Source organism: Novosphingobium aquimarinum (assembly GCF_009746585.1).
Lineage (GTDB): Bacteria > Pseudomonadota > Alphaproteobacteria > Sphingomonadales > Sphingomonadaceae > Novosphingobium > Novosphingobium aquimarinum.
The window spans coordinates 23,797-45,549 of record NZ_WRPO01000005.1; the positions used below are offsets into that span (position 1 = coordinate 23,797).

20 protein-coding genes and 1 other RNA gene are annotated in these 21,753 nt (G+C 65.2%); 13 read left to right on the plus strand and 8 right to left on the minus strand.

Features of this window, described 5'->3' with window-relative positions:
* Positions 1 to 49 precede the first annotated feature (49 nt).
* Positions 50 to 1,831: an ABC-F family ATP-binding cassette domain-containing protein gene (locus GQO94_RS06950; protein WP_156840468.1), complete on the minus strand. Its 1,782-nt coding sequence runs from the start codon at positions 1,829 to 1,831 to the stop codon at positions 50 to 52.
* 117 nt (positions 1,832 to 1,948) lie between these two features.
* On the opposite strand from GQO94_RS06950, the gene GQO94_RS06955 reads away from it, so the two are divergent.
* From GQO94_RS06955 to GQO94_RS06970, 4 genes are all read left to right on the plus strand, one after another.
* Positions 1,949 to 2,674, plus strand: a complete 726-nt coding sequence (locus GQO94_RS06955; RefSeq protein ID WP_198045856.1) for an SIMPL domain-containing protein — start codon at positions 1,949 to 1,951, stop codon at positions 2,672 to 2,674.
* A gap of 70 nt (positions 2,675 to 2,744) precedes the next feature.
* Positions 2,745 to 3,038: a PepSY domain-containing protein gene (locus GQO94_RS06960; RefSeq protein WP_156840470.1), complete on the plus strand. Its 294-nt coding sequence runs from the start codon at positions 2,745 to 2,747 to the stop codon at positions 3,036 to 3,038.
* A gap of 81 nt (positions 3,039 to 3,119) precedes the next feature.
* A complete protein-coding gene (locus GQO94_RS06965; RefSeq protein WP_156840471.1) occupies positions 3,120 to 3,797 on the plus strand; it encodes a response regulator transcription factor in 678 nt (225 codons plus the stop codon).
* Positions 3,798 to 3,879: 82 nt separating this feature from the next.
* A complete protein-coding gene (locus GQO94_RS06970; protein WP_156840644.1) occupies positions 3,880 to 5,196 on the plus strand; it encodes a sensor histidine kinase in 1,317 nt (438 codons plus the stop codon).
* A gap of 53 nt (positions 5,197 to 5,249) precedes the next feature.
* On the opposite strand, the gene GQO94_RS06975 is transcribed toward GQO94_RS06970, so the two are convergent.
* Positions 5,250 to 5,834, minus strand: a complete 585-nt coding sequence (locus tag GQO94_RS06975; protein WP_156840472.1) for a hypothetical protein — start codon at positions 5,832 to 5,834, stop codon at positions 5,250 to 5,252.
* 178 nt (positions 5,835 to 6,012) lie between these two features.
* Positions 6,013 to 6,324 carry a chorismate mutase gene (locus GQO94_RS06980; protein ID WP_156840473.1) on the minus strand — a complete coding sequence of 104 codons (312 nt, stop codon included), beginning with the start codon at positions 6,322 to 6,324 and terminating at the stop codon, positions 6,013 to 6,015.
* Positions 6,325 to 6,463: 139 nt separating this feature from the next.
* On the opposite strand from GQO94_RS06980, the gene GQO94_RS06985 reads away from it, so the two are divergent.
* A complete protein-coding gene (locus GQO94_RS06985) occupies positions 6,464 to 7,480 on the plus strand; it encodes a polyprenyl synthetase family protein (protein ID WP_156840474.1) in 1,017 nt (338 codons plus the stop codon).
* A gap of 27 nt (positions 7,481 to 7,507) precedes the next feature.
* Here the strand turns inward: GQO94_RS06985 and GQO94_RS06990 are convergent, their stop codons facing one another.
* A complete protein-coding gene (locus GQO94_RS06990) occupies positions 7,508 to 8,257 on the minus strand; it encodes a GGDEF domain-containing protein (protein WP_156840475.1) in 750 nt (249 codons plus the stop codon).
* Positions 8,258 to 8,396: 139 nt separating this feature from the next.
* On the opposite strand from GQO94_RS06990, the gene hrpB reads away from it, so the two are divergent.
* The 8 genes from hrpB to GQO94_RS07030 all read left to right on the plus strand — a co-directional run bounded on the left by hrpB (position 8,397) and on the right by GQO94_RS07030 (position 17,197).
* Positions 8,397 to 10,865, plus strand: a complete 2,469-nt coding sequence (gene hrpB / locus GQO94_RS06995) for an ATP-dependent helicase HrpB (protein ID WP_156840476.1) — start codon at positions 8,397 to 8,399, stop codon at positions 10,863 to 10,865.
* A 33-nt stretch (positions 10,866 to 10,898) separates the two neighbouring features.
* The gene (locus GQO94_RS07000) at positions 10,899 to 11,177 is read left to right on the plus strand and encodes an ETC complex I subunit (protein ID WP_156840477.1); all 279 of its coding nucleotides are present in this window, start codon (positions 10,899 to 10,901) and stop codon (positions 11,175 to 11,177) included.
* A 76-nt stretch (positions 11,178 to 11,253) separates the two neighbouring features.
* Positions 11,254 to 11,348: signal recognition particle sRNA small type (ffs, locus tag GQO94_RS07005), an RNA gene on the plus strand.
* Between the two features lie 92 nt (positions 11,349 to 11,440).
* A complete protein-coding gene (locus tag GQO94_RS07010; RefSeq protein ID WP_156840645.1) occupies positions 11,441 to 13,285 on the plus strand; it encodes a DNA polymerase III subunit gamma/tau in 1,845 nt (614 codons plus the stop codon).
* Positions 13,285 to 13,620, plus strand: a complete 336-nt coding sequence (locus GQO94_RS07015; RefSeq protein WP_156840478.1) for a YbaB/EbfC family nucleoid-associated protein — start codon at positions 13,285 to 13,287, stop codon at positions 13,618 to 13,620. The genes GQO94_RS07010 and GQO94_RS07015 overlap by 1 nt, the downstream gene beginning before the upstream one ends.
* A gap of 16 nt (positions 13,621 to 13,636) precedes the next feature.
* Positions 13,637 to 14,149 (plus strand): glycine cleavage system protein R, encoded by a 513-nt coding sequence (locus GQO94_RS07020; RefSeq protein ID WP_156840479.1) that lies wholly within the window; start codon positions 13,637 to 13,639, stop codon positions 14,147 to 14,149.
* Between the two features lie 143 nt (positions 14,150 to 14,292).
* Positions 14,293 to 16,710 carry an endopeptidase La gene (gene lon, locus GQO94_RS07025; RefSeq protein WP_156840480.1) on the plus strand — a complete coding sequence of 806 codons (2,418 nt, stop codon included), beginning with the start codon at positions 14,293 to 14,295 and terminating at the stop codon, positions 16,708 to 16,710.
* Positions 16,711 to 16,924: 214 nt separating this feature from the next.
* Entirely contained in the window at positions 16,925 to 17,197 is a 273-nt protein-coding gene (locus tag GQO94_RS07030; RefSeq protein WP_156840481.1) for an HU family DNA-binding protein, read from the plus strand.
* A 137-nt stretch (positions 17,198 to 17,334) separates the two neighbouring features.
* Here the strand turns inward: GQO94_RS07030 and GQO94_RS07035 are convergent, their stop codons facing one another.
* From GQO94_RS07035 to GQO94_RS07050, 4 genes are all read right to left on the minus strand, one after another.
* Positions 17,335 to 18,201 (minus strand): CDP-alcohol phosphatidyltransferase family protein, encoded by an 867-nt coding sequence (locus GQO94_RS07035; protein WP_232332814.1) that lies wholly within the window; start codon positions 18,199 to 18,201, stop codon positions 17,335 to 17,337.
* Positions 18,198 to 18,947, minus strand: a complete 750-nt coding sequence (locus GQO94_RS07040; RefSeq protein WP_156840482.1) for a phosphatidylserine decarboxylase — start codon at positions 18,945 to 18,947, stop codon at positions 18,198 to 18,200. Before GQO94_RS07040 ends, GQO94_RS07035 begins: the two co-directional genes overlap by 4 nt.
* A 200-nt stretch (positions 18,948 to 19,147) precedes the next feature.
* Positions 19,148 to 19,789, minus strand: a complete 642-nt coding sequence (locus GQO94_RS07045; RefSeq protein WP_232332815.1) for an OB-fold-containig protein — start codon at positions 19,787 to 19,789, stop codon at positions 19,148 to 19,150.
* 78 nt (positions 19,790 to 19,867) lie between these two features.
* Positions 19,868 to 21,550 carry a flotillin family protein gene (locus GQO94_RS07050; protein ID WP_156840483.1) on the minus strand — a complete coding sequence of 561 codons (1,683 nt, stop codon included), beginning with the start codon at positions 21,548 to 21,550 and terminating at the stop codon, positions 19,868 to 19,870.
* Positions 21,551 to 21,753: the final 203 nt, after the last annotated feature.

Below are 21,753 nucleotides of genomic sequence, written 5' to 3' on the forward strand. Positions count from 1 at the left end.
TGTGCCAAGGCAGGCTTCCATCGCGCGGCGGGAGGCCCGCCGCGCCAGCTCAGCCTTCGACCAGCTCCGCGAGTTCGAGCCAGCGTTCCTCGGCGGCGTCCTTTTCGGCGCGGCTCTTGTCCAGCGCTTCAGTGAGCTTGGCGAAGCGCTCCGGATCCTTGGTGTAGAGATCGGGGTCGGCCAGCGCGGCTTCGTCGCGCGCGATCGCGGCGTCGATCTCCTCGATCCGCGCGGGCAGCAGATCGTAGTCGCGTTGATCCTTGTAGCTGAGCTTGGTGCTTTTGGGCTTGGGCGGGGCGGGGGCCGGCGCATTGTCCTTCTTGTCCGACTTCCCTGGCTGATTGCGCGTCTTGCGCTTGGCTTCCCAGTCGGCATAGCCGCCCGCGATGATATCGACCGTGCCGGACCCGTCGAGGCCCAGTGTCACCGTGACCGTCTTGTCGAGGAAGTCGCGGTCGTGGCTGACGATCAGCACGGTGCCGTCGTAATCGGCGATGACTTCCTGCAGCAAATCGAGCGTTTCGAGATCGAGGTCGTTGGTCGGCTCGTCGAGCACGAGCAGGTTCGACATTCGCGCAAATTCGCGCGCCAGCAGCAGACGCGAACGCTCACCGCCCGACAGCGTGCCGACTTTGGCATCGACCAGTCCGGGGTCGAACAGGAATTCCTTGAGGTAGCCCTGCACGTGCTTCCTCACGCCCCGCACGTCGATCCAGTCACCGCCTTCGGCCAGCACGTCGCGCAGCTTCTTTTCCGGCGAGAGCAAGCTGCGCTGCTGATCGATCACGGTGCCGACGAGCGTCTTGGCCAGCATGACCTCACCCTCGTCAGGCTCGAGTTCGCCGGTGAGGATGCGCAGCAGCGTGGTCTTGCCCGAGCCGTTGGCGCCGACCAGACCAATCCGATCGCCGCGCTGGATGCGCAAGTTGAAGTCGCGGATGAGGGTCCGGTCATCGAAGCGCTTGGTGACGTGTTCGGCGACGATCACCGACTTGGTCTTGGTATCGTCGGCAACGATGGCGAGCTTGGCCGCGCCTTGCGGGCTCATCATCGCGGCACGCTGGGCGCGCATTTCCCATAGCTTCTCGAGCCGGCCCTGGTTGCGCTTGCGCCGTGCGGTGACGCCACGCTCGAGCCAGTGTGCTTCGAGCTTGAGCCGCGCGTCGAGCTTTTCGGCCGCGCGGGTTTCCTCGGCGTAGACTTGCTCTTCCCAGGCATCGTAGCCGCCAAAGCCCACGTCCTTGCGGCGCAAGCTGCCGCGATCGAGCCACAGTGTCGACTTGGTCAGCCGTGTGAGGAACGTGCGGTCGTGGCTGATGACGACGAACGCGCCCGCATAGCGCAGCAGCCAAGATTCGAGCCAGTCGATCGCGGCGATGTCGAGGTGGTTGGTCGGCTCGTCGAGCAGCAGCAGGTCGGGCTCGGAGGCGAGCGCGCGGCACAAGGCGGCGCGGCGCCGCTCGCCACCGCTGGCGCTGTCCGCTTCGCGCGACAAGTCTATGCCGAGCTGATCGGCGATGGCCTCGACCGCGTGCTGCGGCGGCGCGTCGTCACCCGACAGGGTGAAATCGAGCAGGGTGTCGTAGCCGGTGAAGAACGGGTCCTGTTCCAGCGTCACGACCTTGGTGCCCGGCTGTACCGAGCGCTTGCCCCGGTCCGCCTCGACCTGATCCGCGATCAGTTTGAGCAGGGTCGTCTTGCCCGCGCCGTTGCGTCCGATCAGCGCGAGCCGGTCGCGCAGGCCGATGTGCAGGTCAAGGTCCTGGAAGAGCCAGCCCGAGCCCTGGATCAGGCCGAGGCCCTCCCAGCTGAGGATCGGTGGTGTCGCCATGGAAGCGCCGATACAAGCGGGATGGTCGGCTTGGCAAGCGATGCGACGCAGAACACCAGGGAACCGGGCGACTGGAGCGGCGTTTTTGAGGTCCCCTTGCCAAAGCGAAAGTGCCTAATGAGAACCGCTGTCCTGCTTCTGCTCGCCGCCGCCAGCCCGCTTGCCGCCCCGATCATGGCGCGCGCGGCCGAAGTGCAGATCACAAGCGAAGGTCCGGTGGTGGAGATCGGCGTCAGCAAATCGGTGATGGCCAAGCCCGACATCGGCACGATCGGCACCGGCGTGACCACGCGCGAGCCCACCGCGAAGGGCGCGCTGCAATCGAACGCACGCAAGATGAATGCGCTGATCGAACGCATCCGCGCGGCAGGAATCAGAAGCGAGGACATCCAAACTTCGAACTTCAACCTGAATGTCCAATACGCGCATTACAATAACGGCCAGGAGCCTCGCTTCGTCGGCTATGACGCCAGCAATCAGGTGACCGTGACGGTCCGCGACATCGAGCGCATGGGCGCGGTGATCGACGCGATGGCCGATGGCGGCGCGAACAACTTCTTTGGCCCCAGTTTCCGCCTTGAAAACGATGCGACCCAGAAACGCGAGGCGCGCGGCCTCGCTTTCGACGAAGCCCGCACGCTGGCCATGGACTACGCGCGGCGCGCAGGCTTTGCCGGTGTGAAACTGCTCGAAGTTTCGGAGAACGTGCAAAGCCAGGTTTTTGGGGGCGATGTTCCCAGTCCGATCGTCGTGACGGCGTCGCGTAAGGACGTCTCGCCTGTCGAACCGGGTCAGGTCGCCACCACCGCGACCATCCTCGCGAAGTACGAAATGACGCGGTGATCGCCTGAAGCCATGCTGGTCGCTCTATTCAGTGCTTGTTCAATGCCAGATGCTTATGCATCCCGGCATCATGAAATACTGGACTGCTCTTCTCGCGCTCTCGATGGCGCTTCCGCTCGTTCCCGCCCATGCGGACAAGGGAGGTGAACAAGGCGAGGTGCGTCGCGAACGCGAAGCAGGCAACGTGCGCTCGCTACGCGATATTGAGCGGCAAATCGTGCCGCGCATGTCTGGCATGCAGTACCTGGGTCCGGAATACGACCCGGCGGCGATGGCTTACAGGCTCAAGTTCATCGACAAGGGGAAGGTCTACTTCGTCGATGTCGATGCGCGCACGGGGCGGGTCCTTTCGCAGACCCGTTAAGGGCGGCGCCGAAGCAGGTCGCTTGATTCGGCGGCCGTTTCCCCCCATTTCGGCAAGAATGCACATAGGGGAGATGTTCAGTTGCGCATCCTGATCGTCGAGGATGAACCAACGCTCGGCAACCAGCTCAAGACCACACTCGAGCAGAACGGTTACGCGGTCGACTTGTCGGTGGATGGCGAGGACGGGCATTTTCTGGGTTCGACCGAGGAATACGACGCGGTGATCCTCGATCTCGGCTTGCCCGAGATTGATGGTTTGACCGTGCTCGGCATGTGGCGGCGGGAGAACCGCAATTTCCCCGTCCTGGTGCTGACCGCGCGCGACAGCTGGTCCGACAAGGTCGCGGGGCTCGACGCGGGTGCCGACGATTATCTCGCCAAGCCGTTCCAGACCGAAGAGCTGATCGCGCGGCTGCGCGCCCTGATTCGGCGCGCTTCGGGCAATACCTCCAGCGAACTGACTGCCGGCGACGTGCGGCTCGATACGCGGTCGGGCCGCGTCACGCTCGCGGGCGAGCCGGTCAAGCTGACGGCGCAGGAGTACAAGCTGCTGTCCTACCTGATGCACCACAAGGGCAAGGTCGTCAGCCGCACCGAATTGATTGAACATATCTACGATCAGGATTTTGATCGTGATTCCAACACCATCGAAGTCTTCGTGACGCGCATTCGCAAGAAGCTGGGTGCCGACGTCATCACCACGATCCGTGGCCTCGGTTACAGCCTCGACGATCCCGCCGACGCTCCCCGCGGCTGATTCCGCGGATCCGGCGGAGACGCCCGAGAGCGTAGCGGGCGCGCGTCGCAAGCGAGGCAGCACCGGCTCGCTCGCGCGGCGCATGATGCTGATCGCGGCGGGGTGGATCTGCATCCTGCTGCTGCTCGGTGGCGTCGCCCTCGATCGGACGCTGACCGGGCTGGTCACGCGCAATTTCGACGAGCAGCTGGGCTACATGCTCACCGGCATGATCGGCTCGGCCGAGATCGGCCCGGACGGTGAGGTGTTCTTCAACCGCCCGCTCGGCGATCAGCGCTTCCTCGAGCCCAACAGCGGGCTCTACTGGCAGATCCACGCGCCGGGGCACGAGGATTTTCCCTCGCGCTCGCTGTGGGATCGCAGCCTGAAAACCCCCGAGGATCACTTCGACGCTCAGCCGCACGTCTACGATTCGCGCCAGTTCAGGGGCGAGGAACTGCGCGTCATGGAACGCTCGATCATTCTGCCGGGCAGCGACACGGAATGGATGTTCACCGTCGCCGCCAGCCGCGAGGACTTGAACGATCAGATCAAGTCGTTCCGCGCGATTCTGCTCTATTCCTTCGTCATTCTCGGCTTCGGCCTGCTGCTCATGGCCGGCGTGCAGACCTGGTACGGCCTGTTCCCCTTGCGCCACGTCCGGCGCGGCATCTCGCGGATGCGCAAGACCGGCGCCAGCCGGCTCGACGAGCCGCTGCCGCAGGAAGTGCAGCCGCTGGTCGACGAGCTGAACGCGCTGCTCGCGCATACCGACAAGCAGGCGCAGGAAGCCCGCACCCATGCGGGGAACCTGGCTCACGCGCTCAAGACGCCGCTGACGGTGGTGATGAACGCGGCGACGGCGAAGTCGCCCGACCTCGCCGACACGGTGATTCGCGAAGCTGCCGTCATGCGTCGCCAGATCGACCATCATCTCGCGCGAGCCAGGGCGGTCGGCCGGCGCGCTGCGGGCATGTCGCGCGCCAGCGTCTGGTCCAGTCTCGAAGCCGTGTTGCGCGCGGTGGAACGGCTGCACGAGACCGCGCGTTTCGATCTGGCGGGCAATGCCGAGGCGACGGTGTCGCTCGAAAAGCAGGATCTGGAGGAGATCCTCGGCAATCTCGTCGAGAACGCGGCGAAGTACGGCGGCGGCAGTGTTTTCGTCACGGTCGATGCCGGCGACGATCCGGCCTTCTGCGAAATCTGGGTCGAGGACGATGGCGCCGGCATCCCGGAAAGCGCGCGGCAGCGGATTTTCGATCGCGGCGCGCGCCTCGATACCGGCAAGCCGGGGACTGGACTCGGCCTCGCGATCGTTCGCGACGTCGCCGAGATTTACGGCGGTACGGTCGAGCTCGACGAAAGCGAGGACCTGGGCGGCCTGCTGGTGAAAGTCGCGCTGCCGCGATCCGCGGCCTGATCTCGGGCGCGATACTCAGAGCCGAGCGACCGTGCGAGGTTTCGGCGCGCGAGTCAGTTCGGAGTGGTTTCCTGAATGTTCGGGTGATGACCGGTCATGTCCGGCTCGTTGACGAGGTCGTCGAACAGCGCGCGGAAGTGGATCATCGCGGTGCGAAGCTCTTCGGTGCTGGCCTCGCTCGCCCGGTGGCGAACACTGATCTCGTGACCCTTGCGATAATTCTGCACGACTTCTGCGTGATCCACCGAAAGGTCTTCGGCGGCGTGATCGAAGTCGGTCATCGGATAACCGCGCGCGGTCATGACTTCGCCCAGAAGATCGTCGGCACGTGTCACCGCGTAAGCCGGATCGTCGACGAATTGCGCCTGGACCTTCTGCCAGGTCGCGACGAAGTGATCGCGCATCGTCGGATCGAGCGGGCGGATGGTGTACTTGGAGACGCGGCGCTCGCGCTCTGCAAGAATCGCTTCGGCCTTGCGCTCGTCACCGACGTTCGAGACGGTGCGATCGTATTCGGGACCGAACCGGTTTTTCAGCTTGTCGCTGCGCGCACGGCCACGCTGCCAAAGGAAGACGGCGGCGGCGATCAGCGCGATTACGAGAATAGCCAGAACGAGAGTGACGGTGTTGCCGGACATATTCAGGACTCCTGCGACCAGTTGCTTCCTTGTTATGAAGCCAGAACGGTGCAGGCAGGCAGCCGTTCCCCCGGTTCAAGACGGTCGAGGGCCACATGGTCGCGGGAAGGCCACGGCTCGTCGCTCGCAGCGCAGCTTGTGTTCACAAAGTAGCGCGGCCCTCGTCAAGCACCCGAGATCAAGCCGTCGGTTCGCCTGCCCGCGCTTGTTCGTGATGGCGGATCACTTCCTGGATGATGAAGCGCAGGAACTTCTCGGAGAATTCGGGATCGAGATTGGCGTCTTCGGCCAGCTTGCGCAGGCGCGCAATCTGCCGCTCTTCGCGTCCCGGGTCGGATGCCGGGAGCGCGGTTTGCGCCTTGTACGCTCCGACCGCCTTGGTGATGCGAAAGCGCTCGGCCAGAATATGGATCAGCGCGGCATCGATGTTGTCGATGCTGGCGCGGTAGCCGGCGAGCACCGGATCGGGTTCTTGTGCGGGATCGATCATGGCGGCGCGTCGCTAGCACGGGCCGGCTTGCGTGCCAATTGCGCGAAGGGCGACGGCGACGACGACGGGTATGCCGCAAAGGGCAACTGGCCCCAAGGGGGCTTGCCATGCCTCGCGCCAGGCTCCATGCGCATCGCCAATGAGCGCCGATATCGTTGCCTTGCGTCCGCGCGACGGCCAGCCTTCGCTGGATCCGATCCTGTCCCTCACTGCCCCCGGCATGAATCGCGTCAATGCGGTGATTCTCGAACGGATGCAGAGCGAGGTGCCGTTGATTCCGGCGCTTGCGGGCCATCTCATCTCGGGCGGTGGCAAGCGCATGCGCCCGATGCTGACGGTGGCCGGTGCGGAGCTGTGCGGTTATCAGGGGACGCGCCAGCACAAACTCGCCGCCGCGGTCGAATTCATCCACACCGCGACGCTGCTGCATGACGACGTGGTCGACGGGTCCGATCTCAGGCGCGGCAAGGCCGCCGCGAACATCGTTTACGGCAACCCCGCCACCGTGCTCGTGGGCGATTTCCTGTTTACGCGTGCGTTCGAACTCATGGTCGAGGACGGCAGCCTCAAGGTCCTGAAGATCCTGTCGCGCGCGTCTTCGATCATCTCCGAAGGCGAAGTCGAACAGCTCACCGCGCAGCGCCACATCGAGACGAGCGAGGAGCGCTATCTCTCGATAATCGGTTCGAAGACGGCCGCGCTGTTTGCCGCCGCGACTCGCATCGCCGCAGTCGTCGCCGAACGCAGCGAAGCGGACGAAATGGCGCTCGATGCTTTCGGGCGTAATATCGGCATTGCCTTCCAGCTGGTCGACGACGCGATCGATTACGATTCGGATAGCTTCGAAAGCGGCAAGGCGCGCGGCGACGACTTTCGCGAAGGCAAGATGACCTTGCCGGTCATTCTCGCCTACGCGCGCGGCAACGAGGAGGAACGGCGCTTCTGGCAGGATGCCATCGCCGGCTTCCGTGCGGAAGACGAGGACCTTGCGCATGCCGTGACGCTGATCGAGCGTCACCAGACCGTGGCCGCCACTCGGGAGCGGGCGCGGCACTATGCGCAGCGTGCGATCGATGCGATCGCCTGTTTCCCGCCGAGCGAAGCCCGCGCGGCGATGGTCGAAGCGGCGCGTTTCGTGGTTTCGCGCCGCTACTGAAAACCCGGCATGCCGTCCCGCAACGTCTCAGGCGGTATGGAGGCGAAGCACAGGCGCGGGATCGTGGCGAACGGTGCGGTTACGCCCTGAGCGCTTGGCCGCATACAAGGCTTCATCTGCATCGCGCAGCGACTGATCGAGCTGGCCCTTCGCAGCGCGGGCGAACCCGAGGCTGATGGTCGGCGAGATCGAGCGGCCGGGAGCGACCGCGAAATCAAGCGCGGAAACGGCCAGTCGGATGCGCTCGGCAGCGGCCAGCGCGGCGTTCGGATCGTCCGAATCGATGAAGATCCCGAATTCCTCGCCGCCGAGGCGCCCGCACAAGTCATTGCCACGCACGCAGCCGCGGATCGCCTTGCCGATCGCGGCGATCACCCGATCGCCGACGGGATGGCCATAGGTATCGTTGATCTGCTTGAAATCGTCCGCGTCGGCGACGATCAGCCAGCCGTCGCGGGAGGCGAGGCGCGACGAGACTCTGGTCAGGAAGGTATCGCGATTGGCAATTCCGGTCATCTGATCGGTCCGAGCGGTGCGCTCGAGACTGGCATAGGCCCGTTCCAGGTCTGAATGCAGCTTGCGGATACGGTTTTCCTGATAGACGAAGAGCAAGGTGACCGGCGCGGAGACGCTGGCCGCGCACGCCATGCTGAGCGTGAAGAAGCGTCCCGGGATTTCGTAGCCCGGCAAGCTGCTCACGATCATCATGAACACCATTGTCGCCAGAACCGAAAAGCCGATGCCAGCGGCAACTCGAAGTACCTGTCTCAATGTCATGTCCCCGGTTCCCCCTACTAATCCGGTGCTCCCCCATGGATGGCAGTGGATTAGCCTTTGATAGTTAAAACCTGGCTAACGCTAACCGCCTTGCAGCCCGCCGTGGCGCGGGGGACCGCGCACCGCTAAGGGGCTCGCCATGACCGCGCTTCCCATCACGCACGTGTTGCCGTCATTGCTCGAAGCTTTGGATGGATCGGGCGTTGCCGTCCTGATTGCGCCGCCGGGTGCGGGCAAGACGACCGCGGTGGCCCCCGCTCTGCTCGACCGTCCATGGTGCGACGACCGCGTCATTCTGCTGTCCCCCCGGCGAGTTGCGGCGCGCGCCGCGGCGGAGCGAATGGCCTCCGCGCTGGGCGAGGAAGCGGGCGGCACGATCGGCTATGCGACGCGGCTCGACACGCGGCGCAGCGAGCGGACCCGCGTGCTGGTGATGACCGAGGCGATCTTCGTTGCCACCATTCTGGCCGATCCCGAATTGCCCGGCGTCTCGGCAGTGCTGTTCGACGAAGCGCACGAGCGCCACCTCGACAGCGATCTGGGCCTCGCGCTCGCCATAGAGAGTCGCGAAGTGCTGCGGCCCGATCTGCGGCTGCTGGTGATGTCCGCCACGATCGACGGCTCGCGCTTTGCCGCGCTGCTCGCCGAGGCGCCGGTCATCGAAAGCGAGGGCAAGGCCCATCCGCTCACGATCCGGTGGCTGGGCGCCGCGCCCGGCGAACGTCCCGAGGATGCGACCGCCACGGCGATCCTTACGGCGTGGCGCGAGGAGGAGGGCGATATTCTCGCCTTCCTGCCAGGCGTGCGCGAGATCGAGCGGACTGCCGAACGCTTGACCCAGCGTCTGCCGGGCGCGCTCGTCCTGCCGCTTCACGGTCAGTGCGATCCGTCGGCGCAGCGCGCCGCGATCCGCCGCGATCCGCAAGGCCGTCGCCGGATCGTGCTGGCGACGGCGATCGCCGAGACATCGCTGACGCTCGATGGCGTCCGCGTGGTCGTCGATCCCGGCCTTTCGCGGCGCGCCGAATTCGACAAGGCGGCGGGCGTGACGCGGCTGGTGACGCACCGCGCGAGTCGCGCCTCGGCCGACCAGCGCGCCGGCCGCGCGGCGCGGCAGGGGCCGGGCGTCGCCTATCGCTTGTGGGAAGAAGCCGCCCACGCCGGGCGTGCCGCGTTCGATCCGCCGGAAATCGAGACTTCGGACCTCGCCCCGCTCGCGCTGACACTCGCAAAGTGGGGCAATAGCGATCCCGCCGCGCTCGCATGGCTCGATCCGCCGCCGCCCGCGGCGATGGCGGCTGCGTCTCGCACGCTGCAGGGCCTCGGTGTGCTCGATGCTGAAGCGCGGATCACTCCGCTGGGCGAGAAAGCGGCGGACTTGCCGATGAGCCCGGCGCAAGCGGTGATGGTGCTGGAAGGCGCGCGGCTGGGGGAAGCGCGGCAGGCGTCGCGGCTCGCGCTGCTGTTGCAGGAACGCGGGCTGGGTGGCCAGGATGCGGACTTGTCGCGCCGGTTGTCGCGCTGGAGCGGCGATCGGTCGGCACGAGCGGACGCGGCGCGCAAGCTCGCACAAGGGTGGGAGCGGCGCGCGCTCGGGCTCCTCGGCCAGGACGCGAGACAGCCGGATGCGAACGGGCAGGGCGGCGTCCCTCCCGGCGTTCTTCTCGCGCTGGGCTATCCCGACATGCTGGCGCGGCGCCGCGATGGCAGCGGCGAGACCTGGCTGAGCGCGGGCGGGCGTGGCTATCAGCTCGATCCGGCCTCGCCGCTCGCGTCTGCCGAGTGGCTGGTCATCGGTGACGCGCAAGGGCAGGCGCGCGGCGCGCGCATCCTTTCGGGGCTCACTCTCGAGACGCGCGAGGTGGAGGACTGGTTCGCGGACCGGATCGAGCGCCGTTCGGTCCTGCGCTGGAACGAGGATCAAGGCCGCGTCGAAGCGCGGCTCGAACGTCGGCTCGGCGCGATCGTGCTCGCGAGCGGACCCGATCCCGCGCCCGATGCCGACGCCGTGCGCGCGTTTCTGCTCGATCGGGTGCGCGATTACGGGCTGGACCTGCTGCCTTTTTCGCCCGCGAGCCGCAAGCTGCTGCGTCGCGCCGCCTATGCCGGGGCGGAGGCGTTGAGCGAGGCGGCGCTGCGCGAAAACGTGGAGGAATGGCTCGCTCCGCTGGTGGTGCGCAGCCTGGCCGCGATCGATTCGCAAGCGCTGCACGAAGCGCTTCGCGCGCGGCTCGACTGGGACGCGCAGCAGGCGATCGAGCGGATTGCGCCGGGCGAATTCGTCAGCCCGGCGGGAACCCGCCACGCGATCGACTACGACGACGAGGCGGGGCCTTCGGTCGAAGTGCGGGTGCAGGCGCTGTTCGGGCTCGATTCGCATCCCGGATTCGGCCATCCGGCTCAGCCGCTGCTGCTCAAGCTGACCTCGCCCGCAGGCCGCCCGATCCAGTCGACTCGCGATCTGCCCGGCTTCTGGCGCGGCTCGTGGCGCGACGTGCAGCGCGAGATGAAAGGCCGCTATCCGCGCCATCGCTGGCCCGACGAGCCTTGGACCGAAGATCCCAGCCTGAAGACGCGAAATGCCTTCGAACGCACCAAACGGACTTGATTTGGAGCCCGTTTCGTGGGCATGGCTGGCGACATGAGTGCACGCATCTACCAGCGACCGAAGAACGCCATGCAGTCGGGCAAGGCGCTGATGGACCAGTGGGTCCTCGAGTTCGCGCCCGAAGAAGCCAAGCAGCCCGATCCGCTGATGGGTTGGGCCGGGTCCGGCGATATGAAGCAGCAGATCCGCCTGACGTTTCCGACCCAGGTTGATGCGCAGGCTTATGCGGATCGTTACGGCATCGCGGCCGTGGTTCACGCGACCCCGCCGCGCCGCCTCAAGATCCAGGCTTACGCAGACAACTTTCGCTGAGTCGTGCCGCCAGGCATCGCTGACACCGCGCGTCCTGCCCACTTGCGTCCTGCGTCCGGCTTCGCCATATGCGCGACCGGGAGTCGGTCGGACGCTTGCGTCCGCCAACCTGGTCAGGTCCGGAAGGAAGCAGCCACAACGGGTTGCGGCGGGTCGGCCGGCTCCTTTTCCTCGCGCATTATTGGGACGGCGCCGCTGACAAGCGCGGCGGGAAGGCCTACCTTCGCGCGGTGATGGACGACGCGATCAACGATTCTGGCGACATGTTCGGCGATACGCCGCCCTGGAACGACGGGGGCGAGCCGGATGACGGCGATCAGAGCGATTCGCCCAGCGCCGCCGAACTGGAGGCCGCAGGACAATCCTCGATGTTCGGCGAACCCGCGCCGCCGCCCGCGAGCCGCGTGAAGGAACAGGCCGCGCCCGCCGATTTGACTCCTCCGGCTCCTGAACCGGCCGCGACGATCCCGACGGAACCCGTCCGGGCAGCCGAACCCGCCGCTCAGCCCTATCGCGTGCTGGCGCGCAAGTACCGGCCGCAGACGTTCTCCGAGCTGATCGGGCAAGAGGCGATGGTCACCACGCTGGCCAATGCCATCAAGCGCGACCGGCTGGCGCATGCCTTTCTGATGACTGGCGTGCGCGGCGTCGGCAAGACTTCGACTGCGCGGCTCATCGCCAAGGCGCTCAACTGCATCGGCCCTGACGGCAAGGGCGGCCCGACGATCGATCCTTGCGGCGTATGCGAGCCCTGCGTCGCGATTGCCGAAGGCCGTCACATCGACGTGATCGAGATGGACGCGGCGAGCAACACCGGTGTCGACGACGTGCGCGAGATCATCGAGGCGGTTCGCTACGCCGCGGTTTCGGCGCGCTACAAGATCTACATCGTCGACGAAGTCCACATGCTCTCGCGCAACGCGTTCAACGCGCTGCTCAAGACGCTGGAGGAGCCGCCGGCGCACGTGAAGTTCCTTTTCGCGACCACCGAAGTGGACAAGCTTCCGGTGACGGTGCTGTCGCGCTGCCAGCGTTTCGACTTGCGCCGCATTCCCGCGCCGATGCTGGCGGACCATTTCGCCCACGTCTGCGAAGCCGAAGGCGTCGGTGCCGAGGACGAGGCGCTGGCGATGGTTGCCGCCGCGGCCGAAGGATCGGTGCGCGACGGCCTTTCGATTCTCGATCAGGCCATCGCCCATGCCGATCTCGACGGCGATGGCCGCGTATTGGCGGCGCGCGTGCGCGACATGCTCGGCCTTTCGGACAAGAGCGTGCAGCGCCAGTTGCTGGCCGCGCTGCTCGGCGGCAACGGAGCGGCGGTGCTCGAACTGGTCTCGCGGCAATTCGCGCTGGGCGTCGATCCGCTCGCGCTGGTGCGCGGGCTGATGGATCTGACGCACCGCATCACGGTCGCGCAAGTCGGCGGCGGGGAGCCCGATGCCTTGTCCGCCGAGGAGCGCGATGCGATCGGCGAGTGGGCCCAGCGGCTATCGGCCGGGCAGTTGCACCGGATGTGGCAATTGCTGCTCAAGGGGCACGAGGAGGTGAAGTCGGCGCCCGATCCGCTGGTCGCGGTGCAGATGGCCTTGTTGCGGATCCTCCATGCGGCCGACTTGCCGGATCCCGGCAAGCTCGCGCGGCGGATGGAGGAGCTGGCGCGCGCCGCTCCGCAAGTCGCTCCCACGCCTGCGGGCAGCGATCCGGCCCCCGTCGCGCGGTCCGAGACCGCCTGGGAAGCGCTGGTCGATCGCGTCGAGCAGCGCGGCAGCCTTTCGCTGGCAGGCGTGATGCGCATGCAAGTCCGCGTCGTCACGCTCGAGCCGGGCCTGCTCAGATTTGCGCAGCCACCGGGCTTTACACAGGACATCGCCGCGCAATTGCGCGAGGGCCTGGCGCAAGCGACCGGCGAGCGCTGGCAAGTCGAACGAGTCGCGGGCGAGGGCGCGCCGACTCTGGTCGAGCGTGAGGAAGCCGCCGGCGCCGCACGAGCGGAGGCCGTCCGCCGCGCGCCGCTGGTCGAAGCGGCATTCGCGGCCTTTCCCGAGGCCGAACTGATCGAAGATGAGCGCGAAGCCGCACAGGGCGGCCGCGGAAAATGGAGACGCTGATGAAAAGCATGGAAGAAATGATCGCCGCCGCCCAGCAGGCGGCCGAGAGCATCCAGAAGCAGATGACGGAAACCCAGTCGAAGCTCGACGCGATCGAGATCGAAGGGCTTTCGGGCGGCGGGCTGGTCAAGATCCGCTGCACCGCCAAGGGCCGGGTGGTCGGCGTCGCGATCGACGACAGCCTGATTCAGCCCTCCGAAAAGGCGATGCTCGAAGATCTCGTCGCGGCCGCCTACAACGATGCGCGGGTCAAGGCGGACAGCGTCGCCAACGAGGAAATGGCCAAGGCACAGCAGGGTATGGGCCTGCCCCCCGGCTTCAAGCTGCCGTTCTGATCGGGACGATCGTCTGATGAGCGTGCGCCTGATCCTGACTGTCAGCGGCAGCGACCGCCCCGGCCTCACTCGGGCCGTTGCAGATGCGATCTTCGATGCCGGCGGCAACTGGCTGGAAAGCCATCTCAGCCGCCTCGGCGGCATGTACGTCGGGTCGGTACTGGTCGAGATCACGCCGGACGCTGCGGGTCGCCTCGAGCGGGCGGTGCAGGCGATCGACACCGACGGGCTTGCGGTCTCGCTCGTGCCGGCGGGCGAAGAGACGCCGCCGGACGGCGTTCCGCTGCTGATCGAACTGGTCGGGCAGGACCGGCCCGGGATCGTTGCGGAACTGACTCGGCTGCTCGCGGGTCTGAACGTGAATATCGAGGAACTCGATACCGAGATCGAGCACGGCGCCTGGTCGGGCGAACTGCTGTTCCGCGGCAAGGTGCACGCGCATGTGCCCCATTCGAGCGATTGCGAAGCGGTGCGCACCGCGCTCGAAACGATCTCGGGCGATATGATGGTCGATTTCACCTTCGAGTGAAGCGAACCGTAGGCAAGGCGTCCACAGGCGTTGCGCACGGAGGCATTGCGAGCCTGCCGGACCCGCACCATATTCCGGAAGAAGCCGGATAATCCCGGTTAGATGACTTCAATGCGTTTTGTTCATTCAACGCATTTCAGACAATGGATTTGCCCGTGACCTCTCTTCCCCTTCTTCCCTTGCGCGATATCGTCGTGTTTCCCGGTATGGTCGTGCCCTTGTTCGTCGGCCGCGAGAAATCCGTGGCCGCGCTCGAGGCGGCGATGTCCGGCGAGAAGGACATCTTCCTGCTCGCCCAGCTCGATCCCGGCTGCGACGATCCCGACCGGGACGACCTCTACGAAACCGGTGTGATCGCCAGCGTCCTGCAGCTGCTCAAGCTGCCCGACGGGACCGTTCGTGTGCTCGTCGAAGGGCAGGACCGCGCGCGTCTGAGCGCGTTGCGCGCGGAAGAATCGGACGATGGCCAGATGCTCATCGCCGATGTCGAGCGGATCGATCCGGTCAGCGCCTCGGGGACCGAGGTCTCGGCGATGATGCGCACCGTGATCGATCAGTTCCGCGAATATGCCAAGCTCAACAAGAAGCTTTCGCAGGACGCGGGCGAGCAGCTCGGCGATATCGATGATGCCGCCAAGCTGGCCGATACGGTGGCCTGGCAGCTGTCCGCCAAGGTGGCCGACAAACAGGCGGTTCTGTCCGAATCCGATCCGCTCAAGCGGCTGGAAATGGTCTATTCGTTCATGGAGGGCGAACTCGGCGTCCTGCAGGTGGAGCGCAAGATCCGCGGCCGCGTGAAGCGGCAGATGGAAAAGACCCAGCGCGAATATTACCTCAACGAACAGCTCAAGGCGATCCAGAACGAACTCGGCGGCGAAGGCGAGGACGGCAACGAGATTACCGAGCTGCAGGAAAAGATCGAGAAGACCAAGCTTTCCAAGGAAGCGCGCGAAAAGGCGACGTCGGAGCTCAAGAAGCTCAAGTCGATGCAGCCAATGAGCGCCGAAGCCACGGTCATCCGCAATTATCTGGATGTCCTGCTTGATCTGCCCTGGGGCAAGAAGTCGAAGCTCAAGCGCGACATTTCCGAAGCGCAAGAGGTGCTCGATGCCGATCACTACGCGCTCGACAAGGTCAAGGACCGGATCATCGAGTATCTTGCCGTGCAGGCGCGCACCAACAAGCTGAAGGGGCCGATCCTGTGCCTCGTCGGCCCTCCGGGCGTGGGCAAGACCTCGCTCGGCAAGTCGATCGCCCGAGCGACGGGTCGCGAATTCATCCGCCAGTCGCTGGGCGGCGTGCGCGACGAGGCCGAGATTCGCGGCCACCGCCGGACCTACATCGGCTCGCTGCCGGGCAAGATCGTCACCAATCTGCGCAAAGCCGGAAAGTCCAATCCGCTGTTCCTGCTCGACGAGATCGACAAACTCGGGCAGGATTTCCGCGGCGATCCGGCGTCTGCACTGCTCGAAGTGCTCGATCCCGAACAGAACGCGAAGTTCCAGGATCACTACCTCGAACTCGACTTCGATCTGTCGGACGTGATGTTCGTGTGCACCGCGAACAGCCTCAACCTGCCGCAGGCGCTGCTCGATCGCATGGAGATCATTCGTCTCGAAGGGTATACCGAGGACGAGAAGGTCGAGATCGCCGAGCGGCACCTGATCGCCAAGCAGATCGAGGCGCATGGCCTCAAGCCGGACGAATTCACGCTGACTCAGGACGCCTTGCGCGACCTCATCCGCTATTACACGCGCGAGGCCGGCGTGAGGACGCTGGAACGCGAAATCGCGCGTCTGGCGCGCAAATCGCTGCGTCAGATCCTCGAGAAGAAGGCCGAGCAGGTCACGGTGACGCCCGAAAACCTCGCCGACTTCGCAGGGGTTCGCAAGTTCCGCTTCGGCGTCTCCGAAGAGGAGCACCAGCTGGGCGCCGTCACCGGCCTCGCATGGACCGAAGTGGGCGGCGAACTGCTGACGATCGAAAGCGTGCTGACTCCCGGCAAGGGCGCGATCAAGTCGACCGGCAAGCTCGGCGAAGTGATGAGCGAGTCGATCCAGGCCGCCTTCAGTTTCGTGCGCGCCCGCTCGCCCGCCTACGGCGTCAAACCGTCGGTGTTCCAGCACAAGGACGTGCACATCCACTTGCCCGAAGGCGCAGTGCCCAAGGACGGCCCCTCGGCGGGGATCGGGATGGTCACTTCGATCGTCTCGACGCTCACCGGCATTTCCGTGCGCAAGGACATCGCGATGACCGGGGAAGTCACTTTGCGCGGACGCGTGCTGCCGATCGGCGGGCTCAAGGAAAAGCTGCTGGCGGCGCTGCGCGGCGGGATCAAGACCGTGCTGATTCCGGAAGAGAACCGCAAGGATCTGGCCGAGATCCCGGACAACGTGAAGGAGGGGATGGAGATCATTCCCGTCCGCCACGTCGACGAGGTGCTGGCCAAGGCGCTGGTCGAGCCGCTGACTCCCATCGAGTGGACCGAAGCGGACGAATTGGCGAGCCAGTCGACCGCTCCGGCCATGGTTGGTAAAGCACCCGCGCCCACTGCTCACTGAGGGCAAGTTAGTAAACTAAAGTTTAGAATATGGGGCGTCGCGGCTTTGCTGCGACGCCCCATGTTGTCTCGACAATGGTTTGATAACGCAATTCTCGCGCGTGCAACGTCCATTACGGATTTGACTTTGACATCGTCGGGAAATCAGTTTCAATTTGCCTTTGAGGCAGGCGATTCCGACGGCGTCGCTTTCAAGTTGGCAAGGGGATGTGGCAATGAACAAGAACGATCTCATCAGCGCTGTCGCGGACTCCAGCGGCCTGACCCGGAGCGACGCGACGAAAGCGGTCGAGAGCGTCTTTGATTCCATTACCGCAACGCTGAAGAAGGGTGACGACGTCAGGCTGGTCGGGTTCGGCACGTTCACGGTGTCGAAGCGCAAGGCCTCCACGGGTCGCAATCCGCGGACCGGGGAGCCGATGGAAATCGCGGCTTCCACGCAGCCGAAGTTCAAGGCTGGCAAAGGTCTGAAAGACGCCGTCAACTAGGTCTCGCGCCGGAGCGATCCGGCAAACCATCAAGGCAGACCCGACGCCATCGGTCTCGCACGACCGGCACGCAGCGTGCTTACCGGCGCGGGCGGACCGATTTCGAATCGATGCCCGCCCGTCACCGTTCGTGGCGATTACTCCGAAGCTTGCGGCGTTTGCGCGTCACTGCTCGGTTGCGTGGCGGAGTGGCTGCCGCGCTTCTGCCTGCGCGAATAGAGCCAGATGCCCAGCGGAATCAGCAAGACATAGCCCAGCGTCAGCAAGGCGAGCGTGAGCCAGGGCTCGGTAAGCAGAGCCGCAGCCAGCAGGCCGATGATCGCAATAAATCCGATCCGCACGTCGCGGGGCGGCCTGAGTTTGGACCAACTCAGCGTGGGCAGGCTCGAGATCATGAGAAACGCGATGAGCACCATCCAGGCGCTGACCGCAACGGGATTGGCGAACTCGCTCACGCCGCTGGCGATCCACAGATAGAGCGGGAGGAAGGCCAGCCCCGCTCCGAGTGGGGCCGGAACTCCGGTCAGGAAGCCGGCCAGCTTGTGCGGCTGGTCCTGCATGTCGAGCCGCGAATTGAAGCGGGCGAGACGCAGCACGCAACAGATCGCGAAGGCGAGCGACGCGATCCAGCCGATGCTGGGCAGATCGCGCAGGGCCCACAGATAGACGATCAGGGCAGGGGCCACGCCAAAGGAAATCGAATCCGCGAGACTGTCCAACTCGGCGCCGAAGCGGGTCTGCGCTTTCAGCAACCGCGCGGCGCGGCCGTCGATCCCGTCGAGCAGCCCCGCCAGAATGACTGCCTGCACCGATTTCTCGAAATCGCCGGCAATCGCGAAGCGGATACCGGTCAGGCCCGCGCACAGCGCTGCAGCGGTGATCGCATTGGGCACCAGCGCACGCGCGCTCAGGCCCCTTGCGAGCCGACGTCCGCGCGAAACGTCCTCTGGCGCTTCGTCCAGGGGGCTGTCGGCGATGTCGGGTTCATGGGAAGTTGGCATCATTGGTTTACACCCTGAAGCAGAGGACTTTCGCCGATTTCAGCGACCACCGTTTCACCCGCTACGATTTTCTGGCCCAGTATCACTCTCGGTTCTGTGCCGGCTGGCAAATAGACGTCGACACGGCTGCCGAAGCGGATCAGCCCGACGCGCTGCCCCGCGGCAAGAATGTCGCCGGGTTTGATGAAAGGCACGATCCTGCGGGCAACGAGGCCCGCGATCTGCGTGAAGCACAGTTGCCGACCGTCACTTCGCTCGATCAGGATATGCTGCCGCTCGTTCTCTTCGCTGGCCTTGTCGAGATCGGCATTCAAGAACTTGCCGGGGATGTAGATCACGCGGCGCACGGTGCCGCCGATCGGCGCGCGATTGATGTGGACGTCGAAGACGCTCATGAAAATCGAGATCCGGGTGACCTCGCTCGCGGCGAGCGCGCCTTGTCCGCTGCCGTCATCGAGCGTCAGTTCGCGTGGCGGGGGGACTTTGCCGATCAGAGTCACCAGGCCGTCTGCCGGGGCGACGACGAAGCGGTCGCTCGTCGGCGTCACGCGAATGGGATCGCGAAAGAAAGCGAGCACGCACACGGTCAGGATGGCAAAGGGCCAGGCCAGCCAGGGCCACCCCAAAACGAGAAATATGAGGCAGGCAATCGCCGGAATGGCTCCGAACTTGCGACCCTCTGGATGGATCGCAGGCCAACTCCAGCTGGCTTCGCCCCGGCCTTGATTATCGACGATCTCTCCGGGCATTCATGGGATGTAGGGGGTTCGCGCGCGACCCGCAATGGCGGAATGCCCGGACTTCGGGCCATCCGCTGCGCGCGGCGACCCTATCGCCGACGATAGGGTTGTGGCCCATGTGTGCAGTGTGCAGGCATGAGGTGCGTATTTCAGTTGGGACTGGTCTTGTCGTCATACCGGGGCTCTCCGCGTCTCCGGTCGGCGCAGGGTCAGTCCAGCCTTGGCAGATAGTGATCGCCCCGCGTGATGGCCTTGAACACGTCACCATCGCGGCGGACCAGTAGGATTTTCTCGTTTTCGACGAAGGCCTGCCCCGGATTGTCCGGCTCGACCATCACGTGGTGGACCTGGCCGAAATGATCGGTGGTTCTGGCGCGCGCCGGGTGGCCCGGTCTCGCCGTGCCGATGACGATCTGCGCCTCGCGACCGATCAGCGCGGACAGATCGATGGCCGTGGTTTCGTCGCGAGGAAGGATGCGGCTCAGCGGCCGCGACACATAGCCCGTCCCTGCCAAGCCGATGGCCGCTGCAACCGGACCGGCGATCCATGGCGACAAAGCGGACCCGGTCATTTGCGCCAGCGCGGACTGTCCGACGAGGCCCACCACACCGAAGAGGCTGAGCAGGATCATCAGCCACATCTGAAACGGAATTCGCCCGAGCCCGACGAGCGACATCAATCCCGCATCGACGGGCATGTCTCCATCCACATCGACGTCGACATCGCCGGCTGCGAGATCGCCAAGGCCGACGACCTGCAAGGCTGCGAGCAAAACCACGACCGCAAGGGCAACCGAAAAGGGCGTGTTCCCGGTCGAGGTCAGCAACTCGAGCACATCAAACTCCATCATTGGCGCACGATATCTTGTGCGGATCGACGAGGGTCAGAAAAGGGCGGTCGCGCCGGAGACGCGACCGCCCAGTTCCGTTCATTGCACCGTGGCCTTGCCTTCATCGGACGTGGCCTTGGTCGCGGACGGCATTTGCCCGACCAGCGCTTCGAGCGAGGCGCCGTTGAGCCCGAGCTCTTTCATCAGCCCGTCGATCACCGGCGCTTGCGCCCGGTAAGCGAGAGCAGCCGAGACCGCATCGTTGGCAAGGTTGCCCGAGCCGCCGGCCTGCGATGCGCCCGTCTCGCCACCCTTGCCCGCCTTGCCGATGAGTCCATCGACCTGGACGATCTTGATCGAATCGATCGCTTCCATCGGCCGCACGCTTTCGCGCACGATCTCAGGCAGGACCTTGAGCAAGGCGAGTTTCATCTGCAGCGAGACCTGGTCCGAAGACAGCAGGTTCGCCGCTTCGTTGACGGCGCGCTGCCCTGCCGCCTCGACCTCGAAGCGTACGCGTGCCGCCTCGGCCCGCAGCTTCTCGGCTTCGGCTTCGCCTTCGGCCTCGCGCTTCGCGGCTTCGGCGCGATTGGACGCAGCATCCTTGTCCGCTTCGGCCTGGACCTTGACTGAGATCGCCTGACGCTCTGCCTCCTTCGACGCCTCGATCAATTCGATCCGCTTGGCCCTCTCCGCAATTTCGGTGTCGCGGCTGGTCGCAACCTGCTCCTCGGCGGCCACGGCCTTGGCACGGGCTTCGTCGGCCTGGGCCTTGGCCTGGCTTTCCTCGCGGCTCTTGTTCTGAATCGCGATCTGCTGCTCCTGACGAGCCAGCTCGACGGCCTGCTGCTGCGCGATCCTGCCTTGCTGGATCGTGCGATCGGCCTCGATCTGCCGGGATTCGACCTGCTGCTTGGCCTCGATCCGCGCCTCATCCGCCTCGCGGCCACGCGCCGCTTGCTCCCGCGCGACTTCAGCCGACTGCTCGGCCCGGCGCATCTCGATCTCGCGTTCCTGCTCGAGCCGGGCGAATTCGTTGTCGCGTTCGATCTGCAGCGACTGCCGTTCGGCCTCCAGGTTCTTGCTTTCGATCTGGACCCGGGTGTCCTGCTCGATGTCGTTGCGGGTTTTCTTGCGCAACTCGATCTGCTCGGTCAGCTTGGTCAGGCCTTCGGCGTCGAACGCATTGTTGGCGTTGAAATGCTCGATCGAGGTCTGGTCGAGACCGGTCAGCGAGACCGATTCCAGCTCCAGTCCGTTCATCGCCAGATCCGACGACGAAACCTGCTGCACTTTCTGGACGAAGTCGGCCCGTTGTTCGTGCAATTGGTTCATCGACATCCCGGCCGCAACCGACCGCAAGGCATCGACGAACTTGCCTTCGACGAGATCCTTCAACGCTTCCGGATTCATCGTGCGCGCACCCAGCGTCTGCGCGGCCATGGCAATCGCCCCGGCGTCGGGTCGAACCCGAACGTAGAACTCGGCCTTCACATCGATCCGCAGCCGATCGAGCGTGATCAACGCATCGGTGTTCTTGCGTTCGACCGCCAGGCGCACCGTGTTCATGTTGACCGGCATCGTCTCGTGAAAGATCGGCAGCACCAGGGCGCCGCCGTTCATCACGACTTTCTCGCCGCCGACACCCGTTCGCACGAACGCGATCTCCTTGCTGGCACGGTGATAGAGCCGCGCCAGCATGATCCCGAACACGATCAGCAAGACGACCGCGCCGAGAGCAATCGCACCGATGCCCATCAAGCCATTGAATACGCCATCCATTTCAAATCTCCTTGACGATTGGCTGCGAGCACGGCTCCGCTTTGGCGCAGGGCGAACGGACACAGGCAGGGCGCGAGCGCGCGCCTGACCCGGCCTTCGCCATGCGGACCGAAAGTCGTGCTGACAGCGAAAAGGCTAGCCCGACCACCAGTCGAACTGCGTTTTCGATCTATTTTGATGAAGTCCTGAACCAATAAAGGCGG

Coding starts and splice junctions, on each gene's coding strand:
- hrpB (WP_156840476.1), top strand. CDS start 8,397: ATGACCGCGCTTCCCATCACGCACGTGTTGCCGTCATTGCTCGAAGCT.
- GQO94_RS07000 (WP_156840477.1), top strand. CDS start 10,899: ATGAGTGCACGCATCTACCAGCGACCGAAGAACGCCATGCAGTCGGGC.
- lon (WP_156840480.1), top strand. CDS start 14,293: ATGGATTTGCCCGTGACCTCTCTTCCCCTTCTTCCCTTGCGCGATATC.
- GQO94_RS06950 (WP_156840468.1), bottom strand. CDS start 1,831: ATGGCGACACCACCGATCCTCAGCTGGGAGGGCCTCGGCCTGATCCAG.
- GQO94_RS07030 (WP_156840481.1), top strand. CDS start 16,925: ATGAACAAGAACGATCTCATCAGCGCTGTCGCGGACTCCAGCGGCCTG.
- GQO94_RS06985 (WP_156840474.1), top strand. CDS start 6,464: ATGAGCGCCGATATCGTTGCCTTGCGTCCGCGCGACGGCCAGCCTTCG.
- GQO94_RS06955 (WP_198045856.1), top strand. CDS start 1,949: ATGAGAACCGCTGTCCTGCTTCTGCTCGCCGCCGCCAGCCCGCTTGCC.
- GQO94_RS07040 (WP_156840482.1), bottom strand. CDS start 18,947: ATGCCCGGAGAGATCGTCGATAATCAAGGCCGGGGCGAAGCCAGCTGG.
- GQO94_RS07035 (WP_232332814.1), bottom strand. CDS start 18,201: ATGATGCCAACTTCCCATGAACCCGACATCGCCGACAGCCCCCTGGAC.
- GQO94_RS06975 (WP_156840472.1), bottom strand. CDS start 5,834: ATGTCCGGCAACACCGTCACTCTCGTTCTGGCTATTCTCGTAATCGCG.
- GQO94_RS06960 (WP_156840470.1), top strand. CDS start 2,745: ATGAAATACTGGACTGCTCTTCTCGCGCTCTCGATGGCGCTTCCGCTC.
- GQO94_RS07010 (WP_156840645.1), top strand. CDS start 11,441: ATGTTCGGCGATACGCCGCCCTGGAACGACGGGGGCGAGCCGGATGAC.
- GQO94_RS07020 (WP_156840479.1), top strand. CDS start 13,637: ATGAGCGTGCGCCTGATCCTGACTGTCAGCGGCAGCGACCGCCCCGGC.
- GQO94_RS06990 (WP_156840475.1), bottom strand. CDS start 8,257: ATGACATTGAGACAGGTACTTCGAGTTGCCGCTGGCATCGGCTTTTCG.
- GQO94_RS07045 (WP_232332815.1), bottom strand. CDS start 19,789: ATGATGGAGTTTGATGTGCTCGAGTTGCTGACCTCGACCGGGAACACG.
- GQO94_RS07015 (WP_156840478.1), top strand. CDS start 13,285: ATGAAAAGCATGGAAGAAATGATCGCCGCCGCCCAGCAGGCGGCCGAG.
- GQO94_RS06980 (WP_156840473.1), bottom strand. CDS start 6,324: ATGATCGATCCCGCACAAGAACCCGATCCGGTGCTCGCCGGCTACCGC.
- GQO94_RS06970 (WP_156840644.1), top strand. CDS start 3,880: ATGATGCTGATCGCGGCGGGGTGGATCTGCATCCTGCTGCTGCTCGGT.
- GQO94_RS07050 (WP_156840483.1), bottom strand. CDS start 21,550: ATGGATGGCGTATTCAATGGCTTGATGGGCATCGGTGCGATTGCTCTC.